Origin of the sequence: Pseudomonas svalbardensis (genome assembly GCF_030053115.1) — a bacterium.
Taxonomy (GTDB): Bacteria; Pseudomonadota; Gammaproteobacteria; order Pseudomonadales; family Pseudomonadaceae; genus Aquipseudomonas; species Aquipseudomonas svalbardensis.
Genome location: NZ_CP125619.1, coordinates 5,728,078 through 5,751,274, shown reverse-complemented (window position 1 = coordinate 5,751,274; position 23,197 = coordinate 5,728,078). Strand labels below are relative to the sequence as shown.

Below are 23,197 nucleotides of genomic sequence, written 5' to 3'. Positions count from 1 at the left end.
ATCAATACGGTCGTTCATTCCCGGTTACATCAGCAGAGGTTTATCGCTATGCCTGACTACAAGGCCCCCTTGCGTGATATTCGCTTCGTTCGTGACGAACTGCTCGGCTACGAAGCGCACTATCAAAGCCTTCCGGCTTGCCAGGACGCAACTCCAGACATGGTTGACGCCATTCTCGAAGAAGGCGCCAAGTTTTGTGAGCAGGTGCTGGCTCCGCTGAACCGCGTGGGTGACACCGAAGGCTGCACCTGGAGCGAGTCCGGCGTTAAAACCCCGACTGGCTTCAAAGAAGCCTACAAACAATTCGTCGAAGGCGGCTGGCCAAGCTTGGCCCACGACGTAGAGCACGGCGGCCAAGGCCTGCCGGAATCTCTAGGTCTGGCCGTCAGCGAAATGGTTGGCGAAGCCAACTGGTCGTGGGGCATGTACCCAGGCCTGTCCCATGGCGCGATGAACACCATTTCCGAGCACGGCACGCCTGAGCAGCAAGAGGCTTACCTGACCAAGCTGGTTTCCGGCGAATGGACCGGCACCATGTGCCTGACCGAACCGCATTGCGGCACGGACCTGGGTATGCTGCGCACCAAGGCTGAACCTCAGGCCGACGGTTCCTACAAAGTATCCGGCACCAAGATCTTCATCTCGGCCGGTGAACACGACATGGCCGACAACATCGTCCACATCGTGCTGGCACGTCTGCCGGATGCGCCGGCTGGCACCAAAGGCATTTCGCTGTTCATCGTTCCCAAGTTCATGCCGAACGAAGACGGTTCGGTCGGCGCACGCAACGCTGTGACCTGTGGTTCCCTGGAACACAAGATGGGCATTCACGGTAACGCGACCTGCGTGATGAACTTCGACGCGGCCACCGGTTACCTGATCGGCCCGGCGAACAAAGGCCTGAACTGCATGTTCACCTTCATGAACACCGCACGTCTGGGTACTGCGTTGCAAGGTCTGGCCCACGCCGAGATCGGCTTTCAGGGCGGTCTGAAATACGCTCGTGATCGCCTGCAAATGCGCTCCCTGACTGGCCCGAAAGCGCCAGAAAAAGCCGCTGACCCCATCATCGTTCACCCTGACGTACGTCGCATGCTGTTGACTATGAAGGCGTTCGCCGAAGGCAACCGTGCGATGGTTTACTTCACTGCCAAACAAGTCGACATCGTCAAATACGGCGTGGACGAAGAAGAGAAAAAGAAAGCCGACGCATTGCTGGCCTTCATGACTCCAATTGCCAAAGCCTTCATGACTGAAGTCGGCTTCGAATCCGCCAACCACGGCGTGCAAATCTACGGCGGCCACGGCTTCATCGCCGAGTGGGGCATGGAGCAGAACGTTCGCGACAGCCGTATTTCGATGCTGTACGAAGGCACCACCGGTATCCAGGCACTCGACTTGCTGGGCCGTAAAGTGCTGATGACTCAAGGCGAAGCCCTGAAAAGCTTTACCAAGATCGTCCACAAGTTCTGCCAGACCAACGAAGGTAACGACGCGGTTAAAGAGTTCGTCGAACCATTGGCTGCGCTGAACAAGGAATGGGGCGAGCTGACCATGAAGGTCGGTATGGCTGCCATGAAAGACCGCGAAGAAGTCGGCGCGGCGTCGGTGGATTACCTGATGTACTCCGGTTACGCCTGCCTGGCTTACTTCTGGGCGGACATGGCGCGTCTGGCTGCCGAAAAACTGGCTGCCGGCACCACCGAAACGGCGTTCTACACCGCCAAGCTGCAGACTGCGCGCTTCTACTTCCAGCGCATCCTGCCGCGTACCCGCACTCACGTTGTCACCATGCTGTCGGGGGCTAATAACCTGATGGACATGAAAGAAGAAGACTTCGCGCTGGGTTACTAAGTCCCACGCTGTCGCTTCATAAAGCCGCTGCTTCCTCGGGAGCAGCGGCTTTTTTGTGCGCGATATCTGCGCGTAAAAATTCCTGACTAAAACGCTAAGAAGAATGCCTTTGCTGCCGTTAAAGAGGGTGGCGATGTGACATGTCGCCCGAATAGGAGGCACAATGCCATCCTTGTTTGCCGGGTCGGAGCTTTACCCTTGCCGCGTTCTTCCGCTGTACGTTTCAGCCACTTCCTGCCGTCATTACTGCTTTTGATCGCGGGGCTGGCGGCTGCGTACGTGAAGGATCTGAACGTCTTTTTCACCTCGCTGTTCAACGTGCTGCCAACCTTGGTGTTGTTGCTTGGCGGTGCTTACTGCGCGGTTTACCGACGCCAGCGTGAGCTGTTTCTGATGGTCACGGTGTACATCGCCTACTTTTTGCTCGACACCCAAACCGACTATTACCGCGACAACGGCAAGGTTCGTGAAGACGCCGCGGTGGTCTTCCATCTGTGCTGCCTGTTGCTGCCACTGCTATTTGGTGTGTTCGCCGCCTGGCAGGAGCGCACCCACCTGTTCCAGGACATGGTGGCGCGCTTCGCCGTGTTGCTGGCCTTCGGTAGCGTGGCGTTGGGGCTGGAACAAAGTTACCCGCAGGCGCTGTTGATGTGGCTGTCGGAGATCCGTTGGCCAGCGTTGCATGGCGCCTGGATGAGCCTGATCCAGTTGTCTTATCCCGTGTTCATCGCCTCGTTTGTGTTGCTGGCCTGGCAATACTGGCGCAACCCGAGACCCTTGCATGCTGCCCAACTGGTGGGCTTGCTCGGGTTGTTCTGGATGTTGCCGAAAACCTTCATTCTGCCGTTCACCCTGAACATCATGTGCAGTCAGGTGATGTTGATGATTGCCGCAGCGGTCGCCCATGAGGCCTATCAAATGGCCTTCCGCGATGAACTCACCGGTCTGCCGGGCCGCCGCGCCTTGAATGAGCGGATGCAGCGGTTGGGGCGCAATTACGTGCTGGCGATGAGCGACGTCGATCACTTCAAGAAATTCAATGACACCCATGGTCACGATGTCGGCGACCAGGTGCTGCGACTTGTCGCCAGCAAGCTGTCGAAAATCGGCGGAGGCGGTAGGGCGTATCGCTACGGCGGTGAGGAGTTCGCCCTGGTGTTCGCAGGCAAGACCCTCGAAGAGTGCATGCCGCACCTGGAAGTCATCCGCGAGTCCATCGCCACCTACAACATTCAGCTGCGTAATCAGGACAGCCGCCCTCAGGACGACCAGCAAGGTCGTCAACGTCGCTCAGGCTCGGGCGCCTCAAGTGTGTCGGTCACTGTCAGTATTGGTGTCGCGGAGCGGCTGGAGCAGCGCACCCCCGAAAAAGTGCTCAAGTCCGCTGACGAGGCGCTCTACAGCGCCAAGGGCGCGGGGCGCAACTGTGTGGTGGCGTTCGGTCAAAACCGTCGTGGCGCAGTGCGCATGGACGCCGCTACTGATTGAGTGATGATGGCGCATTCAGCGTCTGGACTGTGATTGTGAGGCCCGGTGCGCGGCAGTAGGTTTGGGGAATCTGCTGCCGGAGAAATCACCATGCCTGAGTACAAAGCTCCCCTGCGCGACATGCGCTTTTTGATCGACCACGTCTTCGATTTTCACAGCAACTACGCCGCGCTGGGCGCCACCGATGCCAGCCCGGACATGGTCAATGCGATCCTCGAAGAAGGTGCAAAGTTCTGTGAGAACGTTCTCGCACCGTTGAACCGCAGCGGCGACGAAGAAGGCTGCCATTTCGACAATGGCGCGGTGACTACGCCTACAGGCTTCAAGCAGGCCTTCGCACAATACGTTGAAGGCGGTTGGCATGGTCTGGCGGCTGATCCGGTTTACGGTGGCCAGGGTTTGCCAAGTTCACTGGGGTTGGTCATCAGCGAGATGGTCGGCTCCAGCAACACCTCCTGGGGCATGTACCCCGGCCTGACCCACGGCGCGATGTCGGCGATCCATGCCCATGGCACTGAAGAACAGAAGCAGACTTACCTGAGCAAACTCACCGCTGGCCAATGGACCGGCACCATGTGCCTGACCGAAGGCCATTGCGGCACTGACCTGGGCATCATCAAAACCCGCGCAGTGCCTGCGGCTGACGGCAGCTACGCGATCTCCGGCAGCAAGATCTTCATCTCCGCCGGCGAGCACGACATGAGTGAAAACATCATTCACCTGGTGCTGGCGAAACTGCCGGACGCTCCGGCCGGGACCAAGGGCATTTCACTGTTCATCGTTCCTAAATTCCTACCCAACGACGAAGGTGAGGCGGGAGAGCGCAACGGTGTTTCCTGCGGTTCCATCGAACACAAAATGGGCATCAAGGCCTCGGCTACCTGCGTGCTGAACTTCGACGGCGCCAAGGGCTTCTTGATCGGTGAGCCGAACAAGGGCCTGAACTGCATGTTCACCATGATGAACCATGCTCGACTGGGCACCGGCATGCAGGGTTTATGTCTCGGGGAGGCGAGCTTTCAAGGCGCGATCAAGTACGCCAATGATCGTCTGCAAATGCGCGCGCTGACCGGCCCGAAAGCGCCGGAAAAAGCCGCCGATCCGATCATTGTTCATCCTGACGTGCGCAGGATGTTGCTGACGATGAAGGCTTTCAACGAAGGCAACCGGGCGCTGACTTACTTCACTGCTCAGTTGCTCGACGTGGCGCATCTGAGCCCGGATGTGACGGCGCGTCAGGATGCCGAAGACCTGCTGGCGTTCCTCACGCCGATCTGCAAAGCCTTCATGACCGATACCGGGCTGGAAGTGACCAACCACGGCATGCAGGTGTTCGGTGGTCACGGATTCATCCGCGAGTGGGGCATGGAGCAGCTGGTACGCGACTGCCGGATTGCACCGATCTACGAAGGCACCAACGGCATTCAGGCGCTGGACTTGCTTGGCAGAAAAGTCCTCGGCAGCCAGGGGAAATTGCTGCGCGGCTTCACCAAAATCGTCCACAAGTTCTGTGCGGCAAACGCGGGGCATCCGCAACTCGCCAGCTACGTGGCGCAGCTCAACGACCTGAATCAGCAGTGGGGAGAGGTGACCACCAAGGTCGGCATGGCCGCGATGAAAAATCCGGATGAAGTCGGCGCGGCTTCGGTGGATTACCTGATGTACAGCGGTTACATCATCCTCGGCTATCTGTGGCTGCGCATGGCGCTGGTCGCTCAGGCGCAGCTCGATTCGGGCTGCGACGATGCTGATTATTGCCAGGCAAAACTGGCAACCAGCGAGTTTTACTTCAAGCGTTTGCTGCCCCGCACGGCGGCTCATCGGGCGGCCATCGAGGCGGGCAGCGATTGTCTGATGAACCTGCCTGCGGAGTTATTCGCACTATAGTGTTTCAAGCCGACGTAAAAGAGCCCGCCTGGTTGCGGGCTTCTTTAATGGTCGGATTCGGTGACTAAAAATAACAAAACGGTCACGTGCTGACCCTATGTGTCGTAAAAGTTGTTGGGTTACACTCGAACCCAACGAAAGCATCACTCCTACGAATCACCTGTTTAGATCTTGCGAGGTTTGCCATGGCTGACTACAAAGCGCCCCTGCGCGATATGCGCTTCGTCCTCAATGAAGTTTTCGAGGTCGCCAAACTCTGGGCCGAGTTGCCTGCACTCGCCGAGACTGTCGATGCTGAAACGGTCGAAGCCATTCTCGAAGAGGCCGGCAAGGTCACCAGCAAAAGCATCGCGCCCCTGAGCCGTGCGGCTGACGAAGAAGGTTGCCATTGGGCGGACGGTGCCGTCACCACGCCGGCAGGTTTCCCACAGGCCTATCAGACTTACGCTGAAGGCGGTTGGGTCGGTGTCGGCGGCGATCCGACCTACGGCGGCATGGGCATGCCCAAGGCTGTTTCGGCTCAGGTCGAAGAAATGGTCAACTCCGCCAGCCTATCGTTCGGCCTGTACCCGATGCTGACCGCAGGCGCCTGCCTGTCGATCAACGCCCACGCCAGCGAAGAGCTGAAAGCTGCGTACCTGCCGAACATGTACGCCGGCGTCTGGGCCGGCTCCATGTGCCTGACCGAGCCGCATGCCGGCACGGACCTGGGGATTATCCGCACCAAGGCCGACCCTCAGGCCGATGGTTCCTACAAAGTCAGTGGCACCAAGATTTTCATCACCGGCGGTGAGCACGACCTGACCGAGAACATCATCCACCTAGTGCTGGCCAAACTGCCGGATGCACCCGCAGGCCCGAAAGGCATCTCGTTGTTCCTGGTGCCGAAGTTCATGGTTAATGCCGACGGCAGCCTGGGCGCGCGCAACCCGGCTAACTGCGGTTCGATCGAGCACAAGATGGGCATTCAGGCGTCCGCGACCTGCGTGATGAACTTCGATGAGGCCGTGGGTTATCTGGTCGGCGAGCCGAACAAAGGCCTGGCCGCGATGTTCACCATGATGAACTACGAGCGTCTGGGCGTCGGTATCCAGGGCCTGGCCACCGGCGAGCGCTCCTACCAGAACGCCGTCGAATACGCCCGCGACCGTCTGCAAAGCCGTTCGCCGAGCGGCGCGCAGAACAAGGACAAGGTCGCTGACCCGATCATCGTCCACCCGGACGTGCGTCGCATGCTGCTGACCATGAAAGCGTCGAACGAAGGCGGTCGTGCCTTCTCGACCTACGTCGCCATGCAACTGGACACCGCCAAGTTCAGCGAAGACGCCACGACCCGCAAACGCGCGGAAGATTTGGTGGCCTTGCTGACCCCGGTGGCCAAGGCGTTCCTGACCGACCTGGGGCTGGAAACCACGATTCACGGCCAGCAGGTTTTCGGCGGCCACGGATACATCCGTGAGTGGGGCCAGGAGCAATTGGTCCGCGACGTGCGCATCACCCAGATCTACGAAGGTACCAACGGCATTCAAGCGCTGGACCTGGTAGGACGCAAGATTGTCGGCACCGGCGGGGCGTTCTACAACCTGTTTGCCGACGAGATCCGCCATTTCACCGCGACTGCCAGTGCTGATCTGGCCGAGTTCACCAAACCGCTGAACGATGCCGTGACCACCCTCGACGAACTGACCGCTTGGCTGCTCGATCGGGCGAAAAGCAACCCGAACGAAATCGGCGCTGCCTCGGTCGAGTACCTGCAAGCATTCGGTTACGTGTCGTATGCGTATATGTGGGCACTGATGGCCAAGGCCGCTTTTGGCAAAGAGGAGCAGGACGATTTCTATGCGAGCAAGTTGGGCACGGCGCGCTTCTATTTCGCACGTCTGCTGCCGCGCATTCACTCGTTGAGTGCATCGGTGAAGGCCGGTAGCGAGTCACTATTCCTGCTGGACGCAGGACAGTTCTGACAATGTAACGTCATGTAAGTATTCTCTTACATGACGTGCTGCTCTTCTCCCATAGATGAAGATTGGATCCACGGCTAATCTACTTCACATGGACGTCGCGCAGGAAGCGCAAAGCAACAACACGGACACGTAGGATTCTGCCAGGACGGCGGAGTGAAAGGGATGTCAGGGAAACAGTCTGCAAAGCCCCGCTTCGGCGGGGTTTTCTTTTGCCGGCAGAAAAGTGCTTAACTCATCTCATCCAGTGTTGCCGGGCTAATCAAACGCCCATCCGAGCCATTCATCACTTCCTCCAGCAACGTACGCAGTAAGGCCAGAGAGGCCTGTTGCCGCTGCACATCCCGACACACCAAGCCAACTTTAAGCGGCACCCTCGGCTCGCTCAGTGGTTTCCACAACAGTTCCTTGTTGCCGTGTGCCTGTTGTGAGCGTCCGGGCAACACCGTCGCCAGTCGCGTGTGCGGCAAACTGTCGAGAATCCCCGCCATGTTGTTCAGTTCTGCCTGTACCTGCGGACGTCGTCCCAGATTGGCCAGTTGCGCCTGCCAAATCTGCCGTACTTGAAACTCTTCACCCAGTAGCAACATCGGTAATTCGGCGGCCTGACTCATCGAGACTTTCTTGAATTCCCGCAACGGGTGATCCGCCGGGATGACCAGGGTCAGTTCGTCTTCGTACAGCATCACGCCGTGCAATCCCGGCTGACGAGGCGGCAGATAGCTGATGCCGATGTCCAGCGAGCCATTGAGCAAGCGCCGCTCGATTTCCAGCCCCGTCAGTTCATAGATCTGCACCACCAAATGCGGCTGCGCCTTGCGCACGCGCTCGAGCATCTGCGGCACCAGACTGGTGTGGACGGTTTGCAATACACCGATGGCCAACGTCCGCAGTGCCTGGCCCTTGAAATTCCCCAAGGCTTCCCGCGCCCGCTGCAAGCCATCGAGCAAAGGCAGGGCATGGTTGTACAAAGTATGAGCAGCCAGGGTTGGCAGCAGCCGTTTGCTGCTGCGTTCGAACAAGCTCACCTCGAGGTTTTGTTCGAGGTGGCGGATCTGCTGGGACAGTGCCGGTTGGGAGATTGAAAGCCGCTCGGCGGCCCGGCCCACATGACCTTCTTCGTAGACCGCGACGAAGTAACGCAGTTGCTTGAAATCCATAAGGTGTGCTTATCGAAAATGCTGGGAAATCGAAATGGCTCAAGGCCTTGGCTGAGCCTAGTCTAACCGCATTCACAAGGCTTACAGGGCCACAGAGTGCGATGAATACTGTTTGCTTCGAGGGTGTTTACATAGGTAAGGCAAAAAACCTCGCGCGAGGTTTGATCAGATGAACTTGTTTAATTTGCGGCGCAATCCTCCGAGTCTTGATGACCTGGCGGTGGGCACCTTCTTGCCGTCCAAAGGCGACAATCTTTCCAGCGAGTGCCTGATGCTCAGTGTCGAGCGACCGAAACAGATATTCGTGCGCGGCCAGGGCTCATGGTTGTGGGACAGCGATGACCGCGCTTATCTGGATTTCTCACAGGGTGGCGGGGCGAATAGCCTCGGACACAGCCCTTCGGTACTGGTTAACGCCATCGCGGCGCAGGCTGAGTCGTTGATCAATCCCGGCTTCGGTCTCAATAACCGCGGCATGCTCAATCTTGCTGAGCGGCTGTGTTCCAGCACCGGCAGTGATCAGGCGTACTTGCTCAACAGCGGCAGCGAAGCCTGTGAAGCGGCGATCAAACTGGCGCGCAAATGGGGCCAACGGCATCGCGGCGGGGCTTCGCGGATCATCGTTGCCAACAACGGCTGCCATGGTCGTAGTCTGGGGACGATTTCGGCATCGGACAGTTCGAATCTGACTAACCGATTCGAGCCGCTGCTTCCGGGCTTCAGTCACGTGCCGTTCAATGATCTTCCGGCCTTGCATGCGGCCGTCGACGCCCAGACCGTGGCGATCATGCTCGAACCGATCCAGAGCGAAGCCGGGGTGATACCGGCCACCGAGCATTACCTCAAAGGCGTCGAGCACCTGTGCCGTGAGCTGGGCATTCTGCTGATCTTCGACGAAGTGCAAACCGGTTTAGGGCGTTGTGGCACCTTGCTCGCCGAAAAATCCTACGGCGTGCGGGCAGATATCGTCGTTCTCGGCAAAGGGCTGGGCGGTGGCGTGCCATTGGCAGCGTTGCTGGCGCGGGGTAAGGCCTGCTGTTTCGAGGTCGGCGAAGTGACAGGTACTCATCATGGCAATGCACTGATGACGGCTGCCGGTCTTGCCGTCCTCGACAGCGTTCAGGACAAGGGGTTTCTCGATCATGTCGGGGAAACCGGTCAGCACCTGAGCGAAGGTCTGCAGCGTTTATCCCATCGCTATGGCCACGGCGAGTTGCGCGGGCAAGGACTGTTCTGGGGTCTTACCTTGTCCGACGAATCGGCTGACGCTGTCGTCAAAGCGGCGTTGTACGAAGGCTTGCTGCTCAACGCTCCGCAGCCCGATTGCCTGCGCTTTACCCCGGCACTGACCGTCAGCAAAGCCAATATCGACGAAATGCTCCTGCGCCTGGCCCGTGCCTTCTCCCGCGTGCGCACTGCGCAACTGCAGTGCAGCAAAGGGATTACCGTCTGATCAGACCTGCCCTACACGAATTCCCGAACCGTCTCGCGGTATAACGCATCGCCCCATGCCTGATTCTTTTGGCGTGGGGCGTTTTTTTGTCTCTGCGTTTTGCCAAATGCATTTCAGTGCTTGAGCCGTACCGGGATCAATGGCTTTTTAGAGGGTGTTGGCGGATTGACCGAGATGCAAGTCCAGCACCTGCTGGACACTAAGGAGTTTGTGGAGATACCCCATGAGTAAAAAACTCAAAAGCGAAATATCGGAATCGATACACGAGTCAGCCAGTGCATTGTTTGCCATCGGTGCAATCAGCAAGGCAACCATGCGCGAATTCGATGAATCATGTCTTGCAACGGTTCCAGACGCGATTCCCGCTGAGCAGATCAAAGCGCTGCGCGAACGCAACAACGTAAGCCAACCAGTGTTCGCTCGTTATCTGAACACAAGCGCCTCGACGGTCAAACAATGGGAAGCGGGAGACAAGCACCCCAGCGGCATGGCGCTGAAGTTGCTGAGCATCGTTCAGAAACACGGTCTTGAGATACTGGCCTGAATAACCGCACTGAACCCTGACGAACGGCAAAGGTCGATTAGCTGTAGGTTCACACGAGCCAACTTTAATCAGGAGCTGACCCCATGGACTTTATTCGCATCATCATCGCCATTCTGTTGCCGCCACTGGGTGTGTTTCTGCAAGTCGGTTTCGCCGGGGCGTTCTGGTTGAATATTCTGCTGACGCTATGCGGTTACATCCCCGGAATCGTGCATGCGGTGTACATCATCGCCAAACGCTAAGTTTCGCGGCGCCAGTTAGACCGCTTTCGCGAGCAGGTCGAATCGTCGCACCGTCGCTCCCACAATGAATCTGTGGTGTACAGAAATCCCTGTGGGAGCGACGGTGCGACGATTCGACCTGCTCGCGAATGGGGCGACACAATTCCTGCTCGGGCCGCAGACTTCAGTCCGCGAACGCCATCACTCTTCGATAAAACAACCACTCCTGCTCCAGCGCATGGGCCTGATTGCCGGCCTTGCGAAAGCCATGGCGTTCGTCAGCGTAGTAATGCGCTTCAACCAGAATGCCGTTGTCCTGCAACGCCGTGACCATGTCGCGGGTCTGTTGTGGCACCACTACGGCGTCCAGTTCACCCTGAAAGAAAATCACCGGCTTACTGATGTTGCCCGCGTGCAGCAACGGCGTTCGAGCGGCGTAGCGTTCGGCATCCTGCACCGGGTCGCCGATCAGCCAATCCAGATAATCGCCTTCGAACTTGTGGGTTGTTCGGCCCAGTGCCGCAGGGTCACTGACGCCATACAGGCTGGCGCCGGCGCGAAAGACGTTGTGGAAGGCCAATGCGCACAGTGTGGTGTAACCACCGGCACTGCCGCCGCGAATAAACGCCTTGTTGCCGTCGATCAGTCCGCGATCGGCGAGATGAGCGACGACTGCGCAGGCGTCCTCCACATCCACTTCGCCCCAGCTCAAATGCAGCGCTTGTCGATAAGCCCGGCCATAGCCACTGCTGCCGCGGTAGTTGAGGTCGGCCACGGCGAAGCCGCGTTGTGCCCAATACTGGATGCGCGGATCGAGCATGGGGTAACAGGCCGAAGTCGGGCCACCGTGGATAAACACCACCAGAGGCGGTGTCGCATCACCGGTCATCGCTGGATAGAAGAAGCCGTGTGCCTCGCCCGAACCGCTCGGGTAGCGCAGGGTTTGCGGGACGCTGATCTGCTCGGCAGGCAACGGTGCAATACCGCCAGCCAGTGTTTTGACTTTCCGGGTCTGGCGGTCGATGGCAATGACTGACGACGAACTGACTGGCGAAGCGGCGATGCAGTAAATGAACTGCTCATCCAGTGCGAGAGAGCGGAAACGGCTGTAATCACCCGTGAAGTCTTCACCGGAGTCGCCACAAAGACCCAGTCTGCCAAATCCGTCTTCGGTCCAGCTTGCCAGATACCGGCCTTCGCTCAGCGGCAACCAGGTGCAGCCACCCAGCTGCCACGGCGCTGGTCCATGATCCGCTGCGGTACTCGGCAGCGGGCTCGGACCGTCTGCCGATTCCACCCAAGGCTGCCAGTAGCCGCCGCGATCAGTCAGGCAAAACAGACGGCCGCTGGTATCGAACCTCGGTTGTTGCAGCGATTCCTCAGCGTCTTCGCCCGCCACGCAACGCGGCAGAGCAAAACGGCCATCGTTCTGGCGTTCGGCAACCATCAGGCGAGTCGCGGTCCATGGCTGATCCGGGCGGCTCCACTCGATCCACGCCAGTCGTTGCGCGTCGGGACTCAACGTCGGCGCGGCATAGAAGTCGGCGCCTTCGGCCAGCAGATGACGTACTCGGTCAGCCACATCGATAGCCACCAGACGATGCCGATCGCGGTTTTCTTCAACCGCCAATACCTGCCCGTTTGCGAACTGCAGATCGCCGTATCGGCATTCGCCAGAGCTCAGTAACTCCGGTGTCTCGCCGGCCAGTGACTGCCGATACAGCTGTTGGTCCGCCTCGTTGACGAACACTATCCCGTCATCGGTCAGACAAAACGCGCCGCCCCCGTATTCGTACACCCGACTGCGCACACTGAAGCCCGCAGGCGTCAGACAGTGCGCCTGGCCGTCACGCCAATGCCAGATTCGGCAGGCGGCGTCCTCGGGGCGGTACTCGTTCCAGAACAAGCCATGTGGGCCGACCTGCAACTCGGCGAAGTCGATGCCGGCCGCAACAGCCTTGGCAGCACTGAAGGGTTCAGCTTTTAGCGATGAGTCGTGAATTTCGTTCATTGCGAAAGGCCAGTTGTTCAATGGTCTGGGTCGCGTGCTCGGCTTCTTCGCGAGCCTTGAGGATCACGCCGTGATGTTCCGACTTGCTGCACACCGGGTCGGCGTTGCTCGCGTCCCCCGTGAGCATGAATGCCTGGCAGCGACAGCCGCCGAAGTCTTTTTCTTTCTCGTCGCAGGAACGGCAGGGCTCGGGCATCCAGTCGTAACCGCGGAAACGGTTGAAGCCGAACGAGTCGTACCAGATGTGTTGCATGCTGTGGTCGCGCACGTTGGGAAACTGCACCGGCATCTGTCGGGCGCCGTGACACGGCAGGGCAGTTCCGTCCGGCGTGACTGTCAGAAAAATACTGCCCCAGCCGTTCATGCAGGCTTTCGGGCGCTCTTCGTAATAGTCCGGGGTGACGAAAATCAGCTTGCACGGATGCCCTTCGGCTTCCAGTTTGGCGCGGTATTCGTTGGTGATGCGTTCGGCGTGGACCAGTTGTTCCTTGGTCGGCAACAGACCGACCCGATTGAGCTGCGCCCAACCGTAGAACTGGCAAGTGGCGAGTTCGACGAAGTCCGCCTCAAGGGCGATGCACAGCTCGATGATCCGGTCGATCTTGTCGATGTTGTGCCGATGGGTCACGAAGTTCAGCACCATCGGATAACCGTGGGCTTTCACCGCGCGAGCCATTTCCAGCTTCTGGGCGAAGGCCTTTTTCGAGCCGGCCAGCAAGTTGTTCACTTGCTCGTCGCTGGCCTGAAAGCTGATCTGAATGTGGTCCAGGCCGGCCTTCTTGAAGTCGCTGATTTTCTGCTCGGTCAGGCCGATGCCCGAGGTGATCAGGTTGGTGTAGAACCCCAGCTTGCGCGCCTCGGTGATCAGCTCGGCGAGGTCCTGGCGCACCAGCGGTTCACCGCCGGAAAAGCCCAGCTGCGCCGCGCCCATTTCCCGCGCTTCGCGGAACACTTTGATCCACTGCTCGATACTCAGTTCTTTGCCTTGCTCGGCGAAGTCCAGAGGATTGGAGCAGTACGGGCATTGCAGCGGGCAGCGATAGGTCAGCTCGGCCAGCAGCCACAATGGCAGGCCGATTTCCGGTGTGGGCGGTAACTTGTCTGACGCGGAATCAGGCAAGTTCGATCCAGTGCTGAGCACGGGCGACCTCCATGAATTGCTCGATGTCGTCACCGAGCTCGGGCACGTCGGGGAACTGCGCGTCCAGTTCGGCGATGATTGCCGCGACGTCACGCTCGCCGTCGATCAAACCGCCGATCAGTGCGGCGCTTTCGTTGAGTTTGATCATGCCTTCCGGGTAGAGCAGCACATGACCTTTCTGCGCCGGTTCGTACTGGAAGCGGTAGCCGGTACGCCAGCTCGGGGTCTTGCTGCGATCAAAACTCATAAGGTGATTCCTTTATGCCAGACCCGTTCCTCGGTCACGCTGTGATACGGCGGGCGTTTCAGTTCGTAGGCCATGCTCATGGCATCGAGCATGCTCCAAAGAATGTCCAGTTTGAACTGGAGAATTTCCAGCATGCGCTCTTGGCCGGCCCGCGTCGTGTAGTGCTGCAAAGTGATCGCCAAGCCGTGTTCCACGTCGCGACGTGCCTGACCCAGACGCGTGCGGAAATACTCGTAACCGGCCGGATCGATCCACGGGTAATGCTGCGGCCAGCTGTCCAGGCGCGACTGGTGGATCTGCGGCGCGAACAGTTCGGTCAGCGAGCTGCTGGCGGCTTCCTGCCAACTGGCACGGCGGGCGAAGTTGACGTAGGCATCGACGGCAAAACGTACACCAGGTAGCACCAATTCCTGCGAGCGCAGCTGATCCGGGTCGAGGCCGACGGCTTGGCCCAGGCGCAGCCAGGCTTCGATGCCGCCGTCTTCGCCGGGGGCGCCGTCATGGTCGAGCAAACGCTGAATCCACTCACGACGAATCTCGCGGTCCGGGCAGTTGGCGAGGATTGCGGCGTCCTTGAGCGGGATGTTCACCTGATAATAGAAGCGGTTGGCGACCCAGCCCTGGATCTGCTCGCGCGTTGCCCGGCCTTCATACATCGCCACGTGATACGGATGATAGATGTGGTAATAGGCGCCCTTGGCTCGCAAGGCTGCTTCGAACTCGGCGGGGGACATTGCTGTGTCAGTCATTTCGGTTCTCCGGGTACGACCGGTGGGTTCTTTGGTGTCTGGTCGGACGCCTTCGCGGGCAAGCCTCGCTCCTACAGAGATAGCGCCGAACCTGTAGGAGCGAGGCTTGCCCGCGAAGAGGCCATCCGCTACAACACAATACTCATGCCGTCATACGCCACTTCAACATCACGCAGAACCAGTTCTACACGCTCCGGCGAATCCTCATCAAGAATCGGGTTGGTGTTGTTGATGTGGATAAGTATTTTGCGCTGGTTGGGCAGCTGTTCCAGCACTTCCAGCATGCCACCGGGGCCATTCTGCGCCAGGTGGCCCATTTCCCGACCGGTGCGGGTGCCGACGCCACGGCGCTGCATTTCGTCGTCATCCCACATCGTGCCGTCCACCAGCAGACAATCGCTGCCCGCCATGATCTCCAGCAGCGGTGCGTCGACCTTGCCCAAGCCCGGTGCGTAGAACAGTTTGCCACCGGTGTTGAGGTCTTCAACGATCAGGCCGATGTTGTCGCCGGGGTGCGGGTCGAAGCGGTGCGGCGAGTACGGTGGTGCGGCGCTGCGCAACGGCAGCGGGGTGAAGCGCAGACTCGGGCAGGCCGGGATGATGAAGCTGCGGTCGAGCTCGATCTGGTTCCAGGTCAGCCCGCCGTTCCAGTGGGTCAGCATGGTGAACAGCGGGAAACCGGTGCTCAGGTCTTCGTGGACCATGTCGGTGCACCAGACCTGGTGCGGGCAACCTTCGCGTAGGCTGAGCAGGCCGGTGGTGTGGTCGATCTGGCTGTCCATCAGGATGATCGCGTTGATGCCGGTATCGCGCAGGGCGCGGCCCGGTTGCATCGGGGCGAAGCTCTGGAGCTGGGCGCGAATGTCCGGCGATGCGTTGCACAACACCCAGTTCACGCCGTTATCGGAAATCGCGATGGACGACTGGGTCCGCGCCTTGGCGTTCAGGCTGCCATCGCGAAAACCGGCGCAGTTCACGCAGTTGCAGTTCCACTGGGGGAAACCACCGCCGGCGGCGGAACCTAGAATCTGGACAAACATGGCCGCTCCATCATTCGAAAACTGAAAATAAAAACGCCTCGGCGAGCCGAGGCGTTGCACTGCGCTACAAAAAGATTAGCGGCTTGCGAAGTACATGGTGACTTCAAAGCCGATACGCAGGTCGGTGTAAGCAGGTTTGGACCAGGACATAGAAGCGCTCCTTCAGGTGATGGGACAGTTGAGATCTATACATATAGTCCACCTCCAGCCGGAGATGTTCAGATAGTTAGGTGGCTATGTTACTCAAAATTACAGGGCGATTGGCCGGGAATCTTTGAGAAAGCTAATTGCAGCACCGGTAATGATCATTTTGCCGCTTGCCAAGGAGAGGTTGGGCACGGACCGCTGGCCAGACAGCGCCAACCGCCTCCGGCCTGATTCAGTCGTTGTGCTGCGGCCAGTAACGTTTCGCGGTCGATCATCAGAATCGTCTGAGGTAGAAGCTTCAGATAGTCCGACGAGCGGCCGGCCAGTTTGCCCTGCCAGAGCAGTTCGGCGGCCTGCGCATTGGGCAGTGCCGCGCTATCGAATTGATCGGCCAGCGCCTGGCGCTGGTCGATGAAGGTCTCGTCATTGATGTCTTCGATCATCCCGGCCAATCCGCTCAGGAAGTGTTCGATGTGTTCCAGCAGATCCAGAGGGGCGACGCTGGGTGATTGCACGCCGAACAGCAGCCCGGTCTGCCCATGGACCTGCCGCAGGGCGCTGAACACCGCATAGCCGAGCTGCAGTTCTACCCGCAGGCGTTGGTAAAACGGCGTCTGGCAGAAGTGAGCTAGTAAGCGCCAGGCGGCTTCATCAGCGATGTCCGCAGTTGCGGTCGGACAGAAGAGCAACAACGCGTGTTCGCTAGACCCGGTGTCGACAGTGCTCCACAGTTGCTGCGCGCTTATCGGGGAGGGCGGCGTCAGTTGATTGTCCGCAGTGCCGGGCACACGACTCAAGGCAAGGCCCATCGCCGCTTGTGTCTGAGCGGACAGGCCGGTCCCCAGACCATCCCAGCGTGCGTTTGACCAAAGCTGCATCAAATCGTCCGAGTCAGCGGTGCGGTCAAGGCAGTGATCGGGCAGCGCTTTAAGCAACTGTCGAATCGGCATCAACGCAACGCTTGGCAGCTCTTCTTGCGAGAAACTGGCATCAGGTGTTGTCAGTTCTTTCAGCGCGTGCTCGAGGATGGTCGGCATCGGCTCCTGCAACCCGGCCATTTTCAGCAGCCATTCATTGCCTGATGCGCTGAAGGAAAAATCGACACCTGCCTGACGAGCGTCTTCACGCAACGGCTGAAGGCGGTTTTCCAGGCTCGCCTGAAGGTTGCTGCGAGGTGCCAAGTCCAGACGCCAGCGCAGGTAAACGGCACCTTCGGCATTGTTATCGGGCAATGCCTGACTGAACTGCATGGGCGAACGTTCACGACGACCGCGTGAGCGATCCTGGGCAAACGTCCGCAAGCCTCGGTGTTTGCTGGTCTGGCCGCGGATCAGTCCGGCACTCGAGGCTGGAGCCTCGGCGCGTAAAAACGGATTAGGTGTTGGCAGTTGCCATTGACCGTTGAAGTTATCCACAGCGCCGATTTGTTTCAGGACTTCCTTGAGGGCTGCAACGCCCGATTCGGATAACCCGGCTTCACGCTGTTCACTGTCAAGTCGGGCCAGTTGCAGGGCGCCGCTGACTTGTTGCTGACGTTGCAGCAGTGCGGCGTATTCTTCGCGCAACCCGGTCCAGGGTTGCTGCGAGGCAAAGAATCCAAGCCAATCCAGTAGCTGTTCGCGGATCCCGTCGGGCGTCGTGTTGGCGGGCAACGTGAACTCGATGTGCAACAAAGCCTGGCCGGCGAATTGATACAGCGGCGCAGCTTTCAGGCTGTCCGCCAGCCCGCGCTCGCGCAATTGCGCCAGCAGGCCACCGGGTTTCGTGGCGTTCAGCCAATGACACAGGAACGCCAGCGCCTCAGGCGATGAATCGGGCAACGCGTCGAAGGCAAACAGCAGATCCAGTCGACGTGCTCCAGCCTGTTGATAACTTTTGTCCGAAGAATCCATCAGCGATGTAGGCGCTTGTTGCGGGACTTTTTCCTCTACGGGAATTGCAGCGCCAAAGCGCTGAGCCATCGCCCTCAACTCATCGAGACTCTGCGGTCCTGCCAGGCTCAAGGTCATCTGTCCGGTCTGATAAAACCGCTGATAAAAATCCTGCAAGGCTTGCTGAAACTCAGGTTGCGGAACCGGCAGGCTGTAGCGGTTGCCGGCATGAAACGCTCGGAGTGGATGCGCCGCTGAAAGGCCATCGAACAGCGCGAATTGCTGTTGAGCGGTCGTATCCCGCGACCAGGAGACAAATTCTGCGTGCAGCACTTCCCGTTCCCGCCGCTGATCGTCCGGATTCATACGTGGATGAGCGAGCATGTCCGACAGGCGCTCCAGTCCCCCGGCAAACGACTGAGGCGGTAACTCGAAAAAGTAGTCCGTGGTGCGTTCGCTGGTCCGCGCATTCACCTGACCGCCATGGCCCTGAACGTAGGCCATCAGCCCTTGGCTTGCGGGAAAGCGCTCTGTACCGAGAAACAGCAGGTGTTCGAGAAAGTGCGCCAGCCCGGGCCATGCCAGCGGCACGTCATGGCTGCCAGCCGCGACCCGCAACACAGCAGCACTGCGCTTCAAATCGGGAACATGACGCAGCGTCACCCGCAGACCGTTGGCCAGGGTTTCAGTGTGAAGGAGGGGGTGATTCAGCGCAGGCATGAGCACTTCCAGAGCAGAGAAGCGCTAATGCTAGCGGATTAGGGGTGGTCAGCGCTTGTTCAGCTCGCTGTAAAGCTCGGGGCGACGATCGAGGAAGTAGCGATTGGCGGCGCGGGAGTCGATCATCAACTGACGATCCAGCTCGCCGACAATCAGTGCTTCATCAAGGCCTGCCTGGGCGATGCGATTGCCATCCGGCGCGGCGATGCTGCTCTGGCCGCAATACTGGATCTCGCCTTCGTGACCGCAATAGTTGGCGTAAGCCACATAGCACTGGTTTTCGAAGGCCCGGGCGCGAACGGTGACGTCGGCAATGAAGTCGTAAGGAATCATGTTCGCCGTCGGCACCAGAATCAGCTCGGCGCCGGCCAGGGCCAGGCGTCGGGCGTTTTCCGGGAATTCCAGGTCGTAGCAGATCAGGAAACCGAGCTTCCAGCCATTGAGTTCAACCAGCGGGAACTCATCCGGTCCGGCGCTGAACATCGAGTGATCGAGGTCGCCGAACAGGTGAGTCTTGCGGTAGTTGCACAGGCGCTCACCATTGGCGTCGATCAACTGCACGGCGTTGTAGATCTGCCCATCCTCGGTGCGCTCGGGATAGCCATACAAAATGGCGATCCCGGCCGTCTTGGCGATGCGCGCGATCTGCTGCGCCGACTCACCGTTGTGCACCTCCGCCAGCACGCTGACCGCGTCGAGGCCGATGTTGTAGCCGGTCAAAAACATCTCCGGCAGCACCAGCAAATCCGCGCCCTTGGCCTCCAGCGCCAATTGATGCAGACGTTGCAGATTGCCGGCGACATCCAGGGGCAGCGGTGGACATTGGTAAAGGGCTACGCGCATTCGGGATTCCTCTTACTCGTGCAGGGCGATCGGACCGATCTCGTTGAACACATCTCCTGGACCCGGGTTCTCGGCGTGAGTTTCACCGCCGAAGTGTTTCATGATGCCCCACACCGCATTGAGCGAGGTCTGCACCGCGCCTTCGACCCACGCCGGCGTCCACGAAACGTCGTCGCCGGCGATGAAAATCCCGCGCTGCTCGGCCGGCATGTCAGCCTGCATGAAGTGCGCGTACATGCGCTGGTTGTAGCGATAGTGGCCGGGCAGGGCGCCTTTGAAAGCCCCAAGGAAATGCGGGTCGGCTTCCCAGGACACGGTGATCGGATCGCCGATGATCCGCGCCGCGATGTCGACTTTCGGGTAGATCTTCTTCAACGCATCCAGTGCCAGCTTCACGCGCTTTTCTACCGGGTGTGGGAGCATTTTCAATGCGTCGCTCATCCACGAGTACGACAGGCAAATCACGCCTGGCTTGTCGTCGCCGTTGTCGAACAGGTAGGTGCCACGGGTCAGGCGATCGGTGAGGGTCATGCTCATCAGGTCGCGGCCGGTTTCCGGATCCTTGTCCTTCCAGAATGGCCGGTCGACCATCACGAAAGTTTTCGACGATTGCATGTAGCGCGTACGGTCGAGGGCCATCCACATCTTTTGCGAGAACAGGGATTCGTCGCATTCGATCTGGGTGGTCAGCAGCCAGCTCTGGCAGGTGGTCAGAACAGCGGCGTATTCGCGGGTGTCGCCGTAGTTGTCAGTGACCGTAAAACGGCCGTTCGGTGCGTGGGCGATTTTTTTCACACCGGAACGTGGTGCGCCGCTATGCAGCGAGCTGAGGCTGGTGCCTTCTTGCCAGTGCACGCAACGTTCCGGCACATGACGCCAGATCCCCAATGGCACTTGTTCGACGCCGCCGACCACCAAGTGTTGGTGATCGTCGCAGTTGGTCATGACCACACGGAAGATTTCCAGCATTGAGTTCGGGAAGTCCGAGTCCCAGCCGCCGGTACCGAAACCGACCTGACCAAACACTTCGCGGTGATGGAACGAGAGTTTGGCGAAGGCTTTGGAAGTGGCAACGAAGTCGTAGAAGGTGCGGTCGTCCCACAGCGGAACGAGGGTGTTCCACAGCTCTTTGAGGCGCGGCACATCGCGGTCGCGGATCGCTTGCTGGATGTCAGAGAACTGCGAACCGGCTTCCAGCGCATCGGCCCAGGCGTCGGCGACTTCCTGGAACAGTGCAGGAAGATCCGCCAGTTTCTGTGCGTAATGAGTCTGACCTTCGAGGTCGATCACCGTGCTGCCCGAGGCAGGTGTCAGCGGGTTCGGGAAAGGTTTGGTTTCAAGGCCGAGCTTGTCGACGTAGTGATAAAACGCGGTGGACGACACCGGGAAGCGCATGCCGCCGAGTTCGGCGATGATGCCTTCAGCGCCATTGAATGCCTGGGAGCGCAGACGGCCGCCCATTTTCGAGGCTTCGTAGACGACGGGTTTGAGGCCCAGTTTCATCAATTCGTACGCGGCCACCAGACCTGCGATGCCAGCACCGACGATCGCAACCTCGGCGCCATGATTGTAACCAGGGATACTGCCCAGGCCGGCCGGGTGCTCGATCCAGTCGTCGAAGGCGAAGGGAAAGTCCGGACCGAAAATGGTGACTGGTTTTTTACCGTCTGCAGGATGGCGATTGTTCTTGTTCATGGCTGACCTTGCTGGCGACCGGACGCGGCATGCGCGTCTGAGTATAGGAAAAGATGGCAGCCATTCTAAAGAGCGTAGAACACGTTAATAAGATGCAATGTGTCGTCGTTTTGCTTGTTTATGCTTCAATTTGACGAGCGCGACGAACAGATTGGATTAAACCGGCTGGCCCCGATCAATCTTGCTGCTGAGAATGATCGAGGTCGTGGTCTTCTCCACCCCATCCACACTGCCGATCTGATCCAGCAACTGATCCAGCTGCTCAGGTGAGTCGGTGCGCAACCACGCCACGTAATCAAATTCGCCACTGACCGCACACAACTGCTGCACCTGAGCCATCGCGCTGAGACGTCGCAACACTTCCTTGCCCGAGCGCGGTTGCACGGTGATCCCGACGTACGCCTGCAAGCCGCCATCCACGACACGTTGACCTAAACGCACGCCGTAACCGGTGATTACTTTGGCCTTTTCCAGCCGAGCCAATCGCGAAGTGACGGTGGTGCGAGCGATGCCCAATTGTCGCGCGAGCATGGCCACGCTCTCGCGGGCATTGATTTGCAGGGCTGCGATCAACTGGCGGTCGATTTCGTCAAGAACGGGTGGGCGAGTTTCAGGCAAAGGTCGTCTCCAGCGGCGTAGATCAATGGGTTGGCATGTTACAGGCACATCTCGTATCGCGGATGTTTGATCTCGCCTCAGTACCGTTCATACCGTTTTCTACATCTCGGGTTTTTCTTTGGCTTGAGCAAGGCGCGATCGACAGGATGGACACCAACAGTCAGTCGTAGTCGAATGAGAAATCGAGGGATGCGAGGCAATGGAAATGACAAACAAAATGCCTCCCGCATTGCGGGACCATGCATTGCAGATTGCACATCACGAAATGGGGCACTACGTCGTAGCCCGCGCCTTGGGTTTTGCAACAGGCGGCGTCAGTCTGACAGTGACCATGGATTTAAGGCATCAAGGCGGGGCGTCCATAAGCTTGGCGCGGTCGATTTCGTCGATGGAAGCCATGAGGGAACATCTGGAAGCGCGGATGATGGTCCTGTTTGCTGGCGCAATGGGGCAGGCATTAGTTTCAAAGCATTCGCTCGACAAACGCGTCGATAAGTCGAAAGCGACAGCCATCCTCAAAGGAGAGCTCGGGGCGGAACAGGATTACGCAAAAATAAGGGAGTTACGGCAATTGCTGCGCAATATCGCCTACCCCGATACTGTTCCAACGTCGTCTGACCGCATCACGGCCGAGCTGAAAGAGATTACTGATCGTGTGTGGTTTCGGACTCAAACGATCGTAGAGAAATTGGCCGATACGATTACCGAATTGGGACGCGTGCTGGTCGACGGCATGGTCATGGTGGAGCAGTGGGGTAGGGCGGCGGATACGTATGAGATCGTGTTGACGGGTGCAATGCTTGAGCGGCTGCGACCCGTGCAGGCCATTCCTGCGTTAACGGTTGCTTCTAATAGTTGAGGGTGATGTGCGCTTATGAAGATTGGAAGCCCCGAAAAGTCGGGGCGTATTTCAAGGAAGAGCTGCCGGTATTCTTCGGACTTCGCCGTAGCCCGAGCCGGTCACCGTGTCGGCACCTTCACCACATCATCAATCACCGCCTTACTCATCGCCGTCAGATAATGCGCAGCCCATGCATGGCGGTCGGTGTCTTTTGCGTAGGCGGCATCCACGGTAAGCGCTTTGGCCAGGAAAAGAAAATCAGAAGCCTGTGCCAGCGCGTCGCTGATAGGGACGCCACCGCGGACGTTGAACAGCGCTTGATTCGAGCAAAAAATCAACGGGGTGAAGCCGATGGTTTTCAGTTCTGAAGGTTGGGACGAGTCTGTTTTGCTCATGGTGTATCTCCTAAGCTTGAGGAGCTGCCACGTTCGTTTCCAAGCGAATGGGTGGCAGCTGTGCGCAGGTTGGAAACCGGGAGCCCAGGAAACCGGCACGTCCGAAGACGTCCCACGCACAGCCGCCATGACACAGGGATTGCCGCCGTAAACGTCTGCGGTCATGTTGGGCGCGTTGTTGCGATTCGCTCGTCGGGTTTCCAAGCCCGATCTCTGAATGGTCAGCGACGTCCGGAAAGTATCCCGTCGAAGAAAAGCACAACATGGCAGCAAAGCGCCCAAATGCAAGTTTCAGAGTTTGCCTACAAGGT

At 58.9% G+C, this 23,197-nt stretch carries 20 protein-coding genes; 8 read left to right on the top strand and 12 right to left on the bottom strand.

Annotated elements, in window-relative coordinates; translation table 11 throughout:
* The first annotated feature begins 48 nt into the window (after positions 1 to 48).
* From QFX16_RS26645 to QFX16_RS26630, 4 genes are all read left to right on the top strand, one after another.
* Positions 49 to 1,854, top strand: a complete 1,806-nt coding sequence (locus tag QFX16_RS26645; RefSeq protein WP_283181931.1) for a phenylacyl-CoA dehydrogenase — start codon at positions 49 to 51, stop codon at positions 1,852 to 1,854.
* 198 nt (positions 1,855 to 2,052) lie between these two features.
* Positions 2,053 to 3,342, top strand: a complete 1,290-nt coding sequence (locus tag QFX16_RS26640) for a GGDEF domain-containing protein (RefSeq protein WP_283181930.1) — start codon at positions 2,053 to 2,055, stop codon at positions 3,340 to 3,342.
* Between the two features lie 90 nt (positions 3,343 to 3,432).
* Positions 3,433 to 5,229 carry an acyl-CoA dehydrogenase C-terminal domain-containing protein gene (locus QFX16_RS26635; RefSeq protein ID WP_283181929.1) on the top strand — a complete coding sequence of 599 codons (1,797 nt, stop codon included), beginning with the start codon at positions 3,433 to 3,435 and terminating at the stop codon, positions 5,227 to 5,229.
* A gap of 185 nt (positions 5,230 to 5,414) precedes the next feature.
* Entirely contained in the window at positions 5,415 to 7,193 is a 1,779-nt protein-coding gene (locus QFX16_RS26630) for an acyl-CoA dehydrogenase C-terminal domain-containing protein (protein ID WP_283181928.1), read from the top strand.
* A gap of 227 nt (positions 7,194 to 7,420) precedes the next feature.
* Here the strand turns inward: QFX16_RS26630 and QFX16_RS26625 are convergent, their stop codons facing one another.
* A complete protein-coding gene (locus QFX16_RS26625) occupies positions 7,421 to 8,350 on the bottom strand; it encodes a LysR family transcriptional regulator (RefSeq protein WP_283181927.1) in 930 nt (309 codons plus the stop codon).
* A 169-nt stretch (positions 8,351 to 8,519) separates the two neighbouring features.
* On the opposite strand from QFX16_RS26625, the gene QFX16_RS26620 reads away from it, so the two are divergent.
* The 3 genes from QFX16_RS26620 (at position 8,520) to QFX16_RS26610 (ending at position 10,589) form a co-directional block, all read left to right on the top strand.
* Entirely contained in the window at positions 8,520 to 9,803 is a 1,284-nt protein-coding gene (locus tag QFX16_RS26620) for an aspartate aminotransferase family protein (protein WP_283181926.1), read from the top strand.
* Between the two features lie 223 nt (positions 9,804 to 10,026).
* On the top strand, positions 10,027 to 10,347 hold the full coding sequence (locus QFX16_RS26615) for a helix-turn-helix domain-containing protein (protein ID WP_283181925.1): 321 nt from the start codon (positions 10,027 to 10,029) through the stop codon (positions 10,345 to 10,347).
* A gap of 83 nt (positions 10,348 to 10,430) precedes the next feature.
* Positions 10,431 to 10,589, top strand: a complete 159-nt coding sequence (locus QFX16_RS26610) for a YqaE/Pmp3 family membrane protein (RefSeq protein ID WP_007904205.1) — start codon at positions 10,431 to 10,433, stop codon at positions 10,587 to 10,589.
* Positions 10,590 to 10,752: 163 nt separating this feature from the next.
* Here the strand turns inward: QFX16_RS26610 and QFX16_RS26605 are convergent, their stop codons facing one another.
* The 10 genes from QFX16_RS26605 to QFX16_RS26560 form a co-directional block, all read right to left on the bottom strand.
* A complete protein-coding gene (locus QFX16_RS26605) occupies positions 10,753 to 12,579 on the bottom strand; it encodes an alpha/beta hydrolase family protein (protein ID WP_283181924.1) in 1,827 nt (608 codons plus the stop codon).
* The gene (gene pqqE / locus QFX16_RS26600) at positions 12,545 to 13,699 is read right to left on the bottom strand and encodes a pyrroloquinoline quinone biosynthesis protein PqqE (RefSeq protein WP_283181923.1); all 1,155 of its coding nucleotides are present in this window, start codon (positions 13,697 to 13,699) and stop codon (positions 12,545 to 12,547) included. Before pqqE ends, QFX16_RS26605 begins: the two co-directional genes overlap by 35 nt.
* Positions 13,692 to 13,967, bottom strand: a complete 276-nt coding sequence (gene pqqD / locus QFX16_RS26595; protein ID WP_283181922.1) for a pyrroloquinoline quinone biosynthesis peptide chaperone PqqD — start codon at positions 13,965 to 13,967, stop codon at positions 13,692 to 13,694. Before pqqD ends, pqqE begins: the two co-directional genes overlap by 8 nt.
* Positions 13,964 to 14,716 (bottom strand): pyrroloquinoline-quinone synthase PqqC, encoded by a 753-nt coding sequence (pqqC, locus tag QFX16_RS26590; protein WP_283181921.1) that lies wholly within the window; start codon positions 14,714 to 14,716, stop codon positions 13,964 to 13,966. Before pqqC ends, pqqD begins: the two co-directional genes overlap by 4 nt.
* Before the next feature lie 128 nt (positions 14,717 to 14,844).
* On the bottom strand, positions 14,845 to 15,756 hold the full coding sequence (gene pqqB / locus QFX16_RS26585) for a pyrroloquinoline quinone biosynthesis protein PqqB (RefSeq protein WP_283181920.1): 912 nt from the start codon (positions 15,754 to 15,756) through the stop codon (positions 14,845 to 14,847).
* Positions 15,757 to 15,831: 75 nt separating this feature from the next.
* Positions 15,832 to 15,906, bottom strand: a complete 75-nt coding sequence (gene pqqA, locus QFX16_RS26580) for a pyrroloquinoline quinone precursor peptide PqqA (RefSeq protein ID WP_009045898.1) — start codon at positions 15,904 to 15,906, stop codon at positions 15,832 to 15,834.
* Between the two features lie 155 nt (positions 15,907 to 16,061).
* Positions 16,062 to 18,494 carry a pyrroloquinoline quinone biosynthesis protein PqqF gene (gene pqqF / locus QFX16_RS26575; protein ID WP_283181919.1) on the bottom strand — a complete coding sequence of 811 codons (2,433 nt, stop codon included), beginning with the start codon at positions 18,492 to 18,494 and terminating at the stop codon, positions 16,062 to 16,064.
* A gap of 48 nt (positions 18,495 to 18,542) precedes the next feature.
* Positions 18,543 to 19,337 (bottom strand): carbon-nitrogen hydrolase family protein, encoded by a 795-nt coding sequence (locus QFX16_RS26570; protein ID WP_283181918.1) that lies wholly within the window; start codon positions 19,335 to 19,337, stop codon positions 18,543 to 18,545.
* A gap of 12 nt (positions 19,338 to 19,349) precedes the next feature.
* Positions 19,350 to 21,032 carry a flavin monoamine oxidase family protein gene (locus QFX16_RS26565; RefSeq protein ID WP_283181917.1) on the bottom strand — a complete coding sequence of 561 codons (1,683 nt, stop codon included), beginning with the start codon at positions 21,030 to 21,032 and terminating at the stop codon, positions 19,350 to 19,352.
* A 156-nt stretch (positions 21,033 to 21,188) separates the two neighbouring features.
* Positions 21,189 to 21,650 (bottom strand): Lrp/AsnC family transcriptional regulator, encoded by a 462-nt coding sequence (locus QFX16_RS26560; RefSeq protein ID WP_283181916.1) that lies wholly within the window; start codon positions 21,648 to 21,650, stop codon positions 21,189 to 21,191.
* Positions 21,651 to 21,855: 205 nt separating this feature from the next.
* On the opposite strand from QFX16_RS26560, the gene QFX16_RS26555 reads away from it, so the two are divergent.
* On the top strand, positions 21,856 to 22,509 hold the full coding sequence (locus tag QFX16_RS26555) for a peptidase M41 (protein ID WP_283184640.1): 654 nt from the start codon (positions 21,856 to 21,858) through the stop codon (positions 22,507 to 22,509).
* A 101-nt stretch (positions 22,510 to 22,610) separates the two neighbouring features.
* Here QFX16_RS26555 and QFX16_RS26550 read toward each other — a convergent pair whose 3' ends face one another.
* Positions 22,611 to 22,886 (bottom strand): DUF3077 domain-containing protein, encoded by a 276-nt coding sequence (locus QFX16_RS26550; RefSeq protein ID WP_283181915.1) that lies wholly within the window; start codon positions 22,884 to 22,886, stop codon positions 22,611 to 22,613.
* Positions 22,887 to 23,197 lie beyond the last annotated feature (311 nt).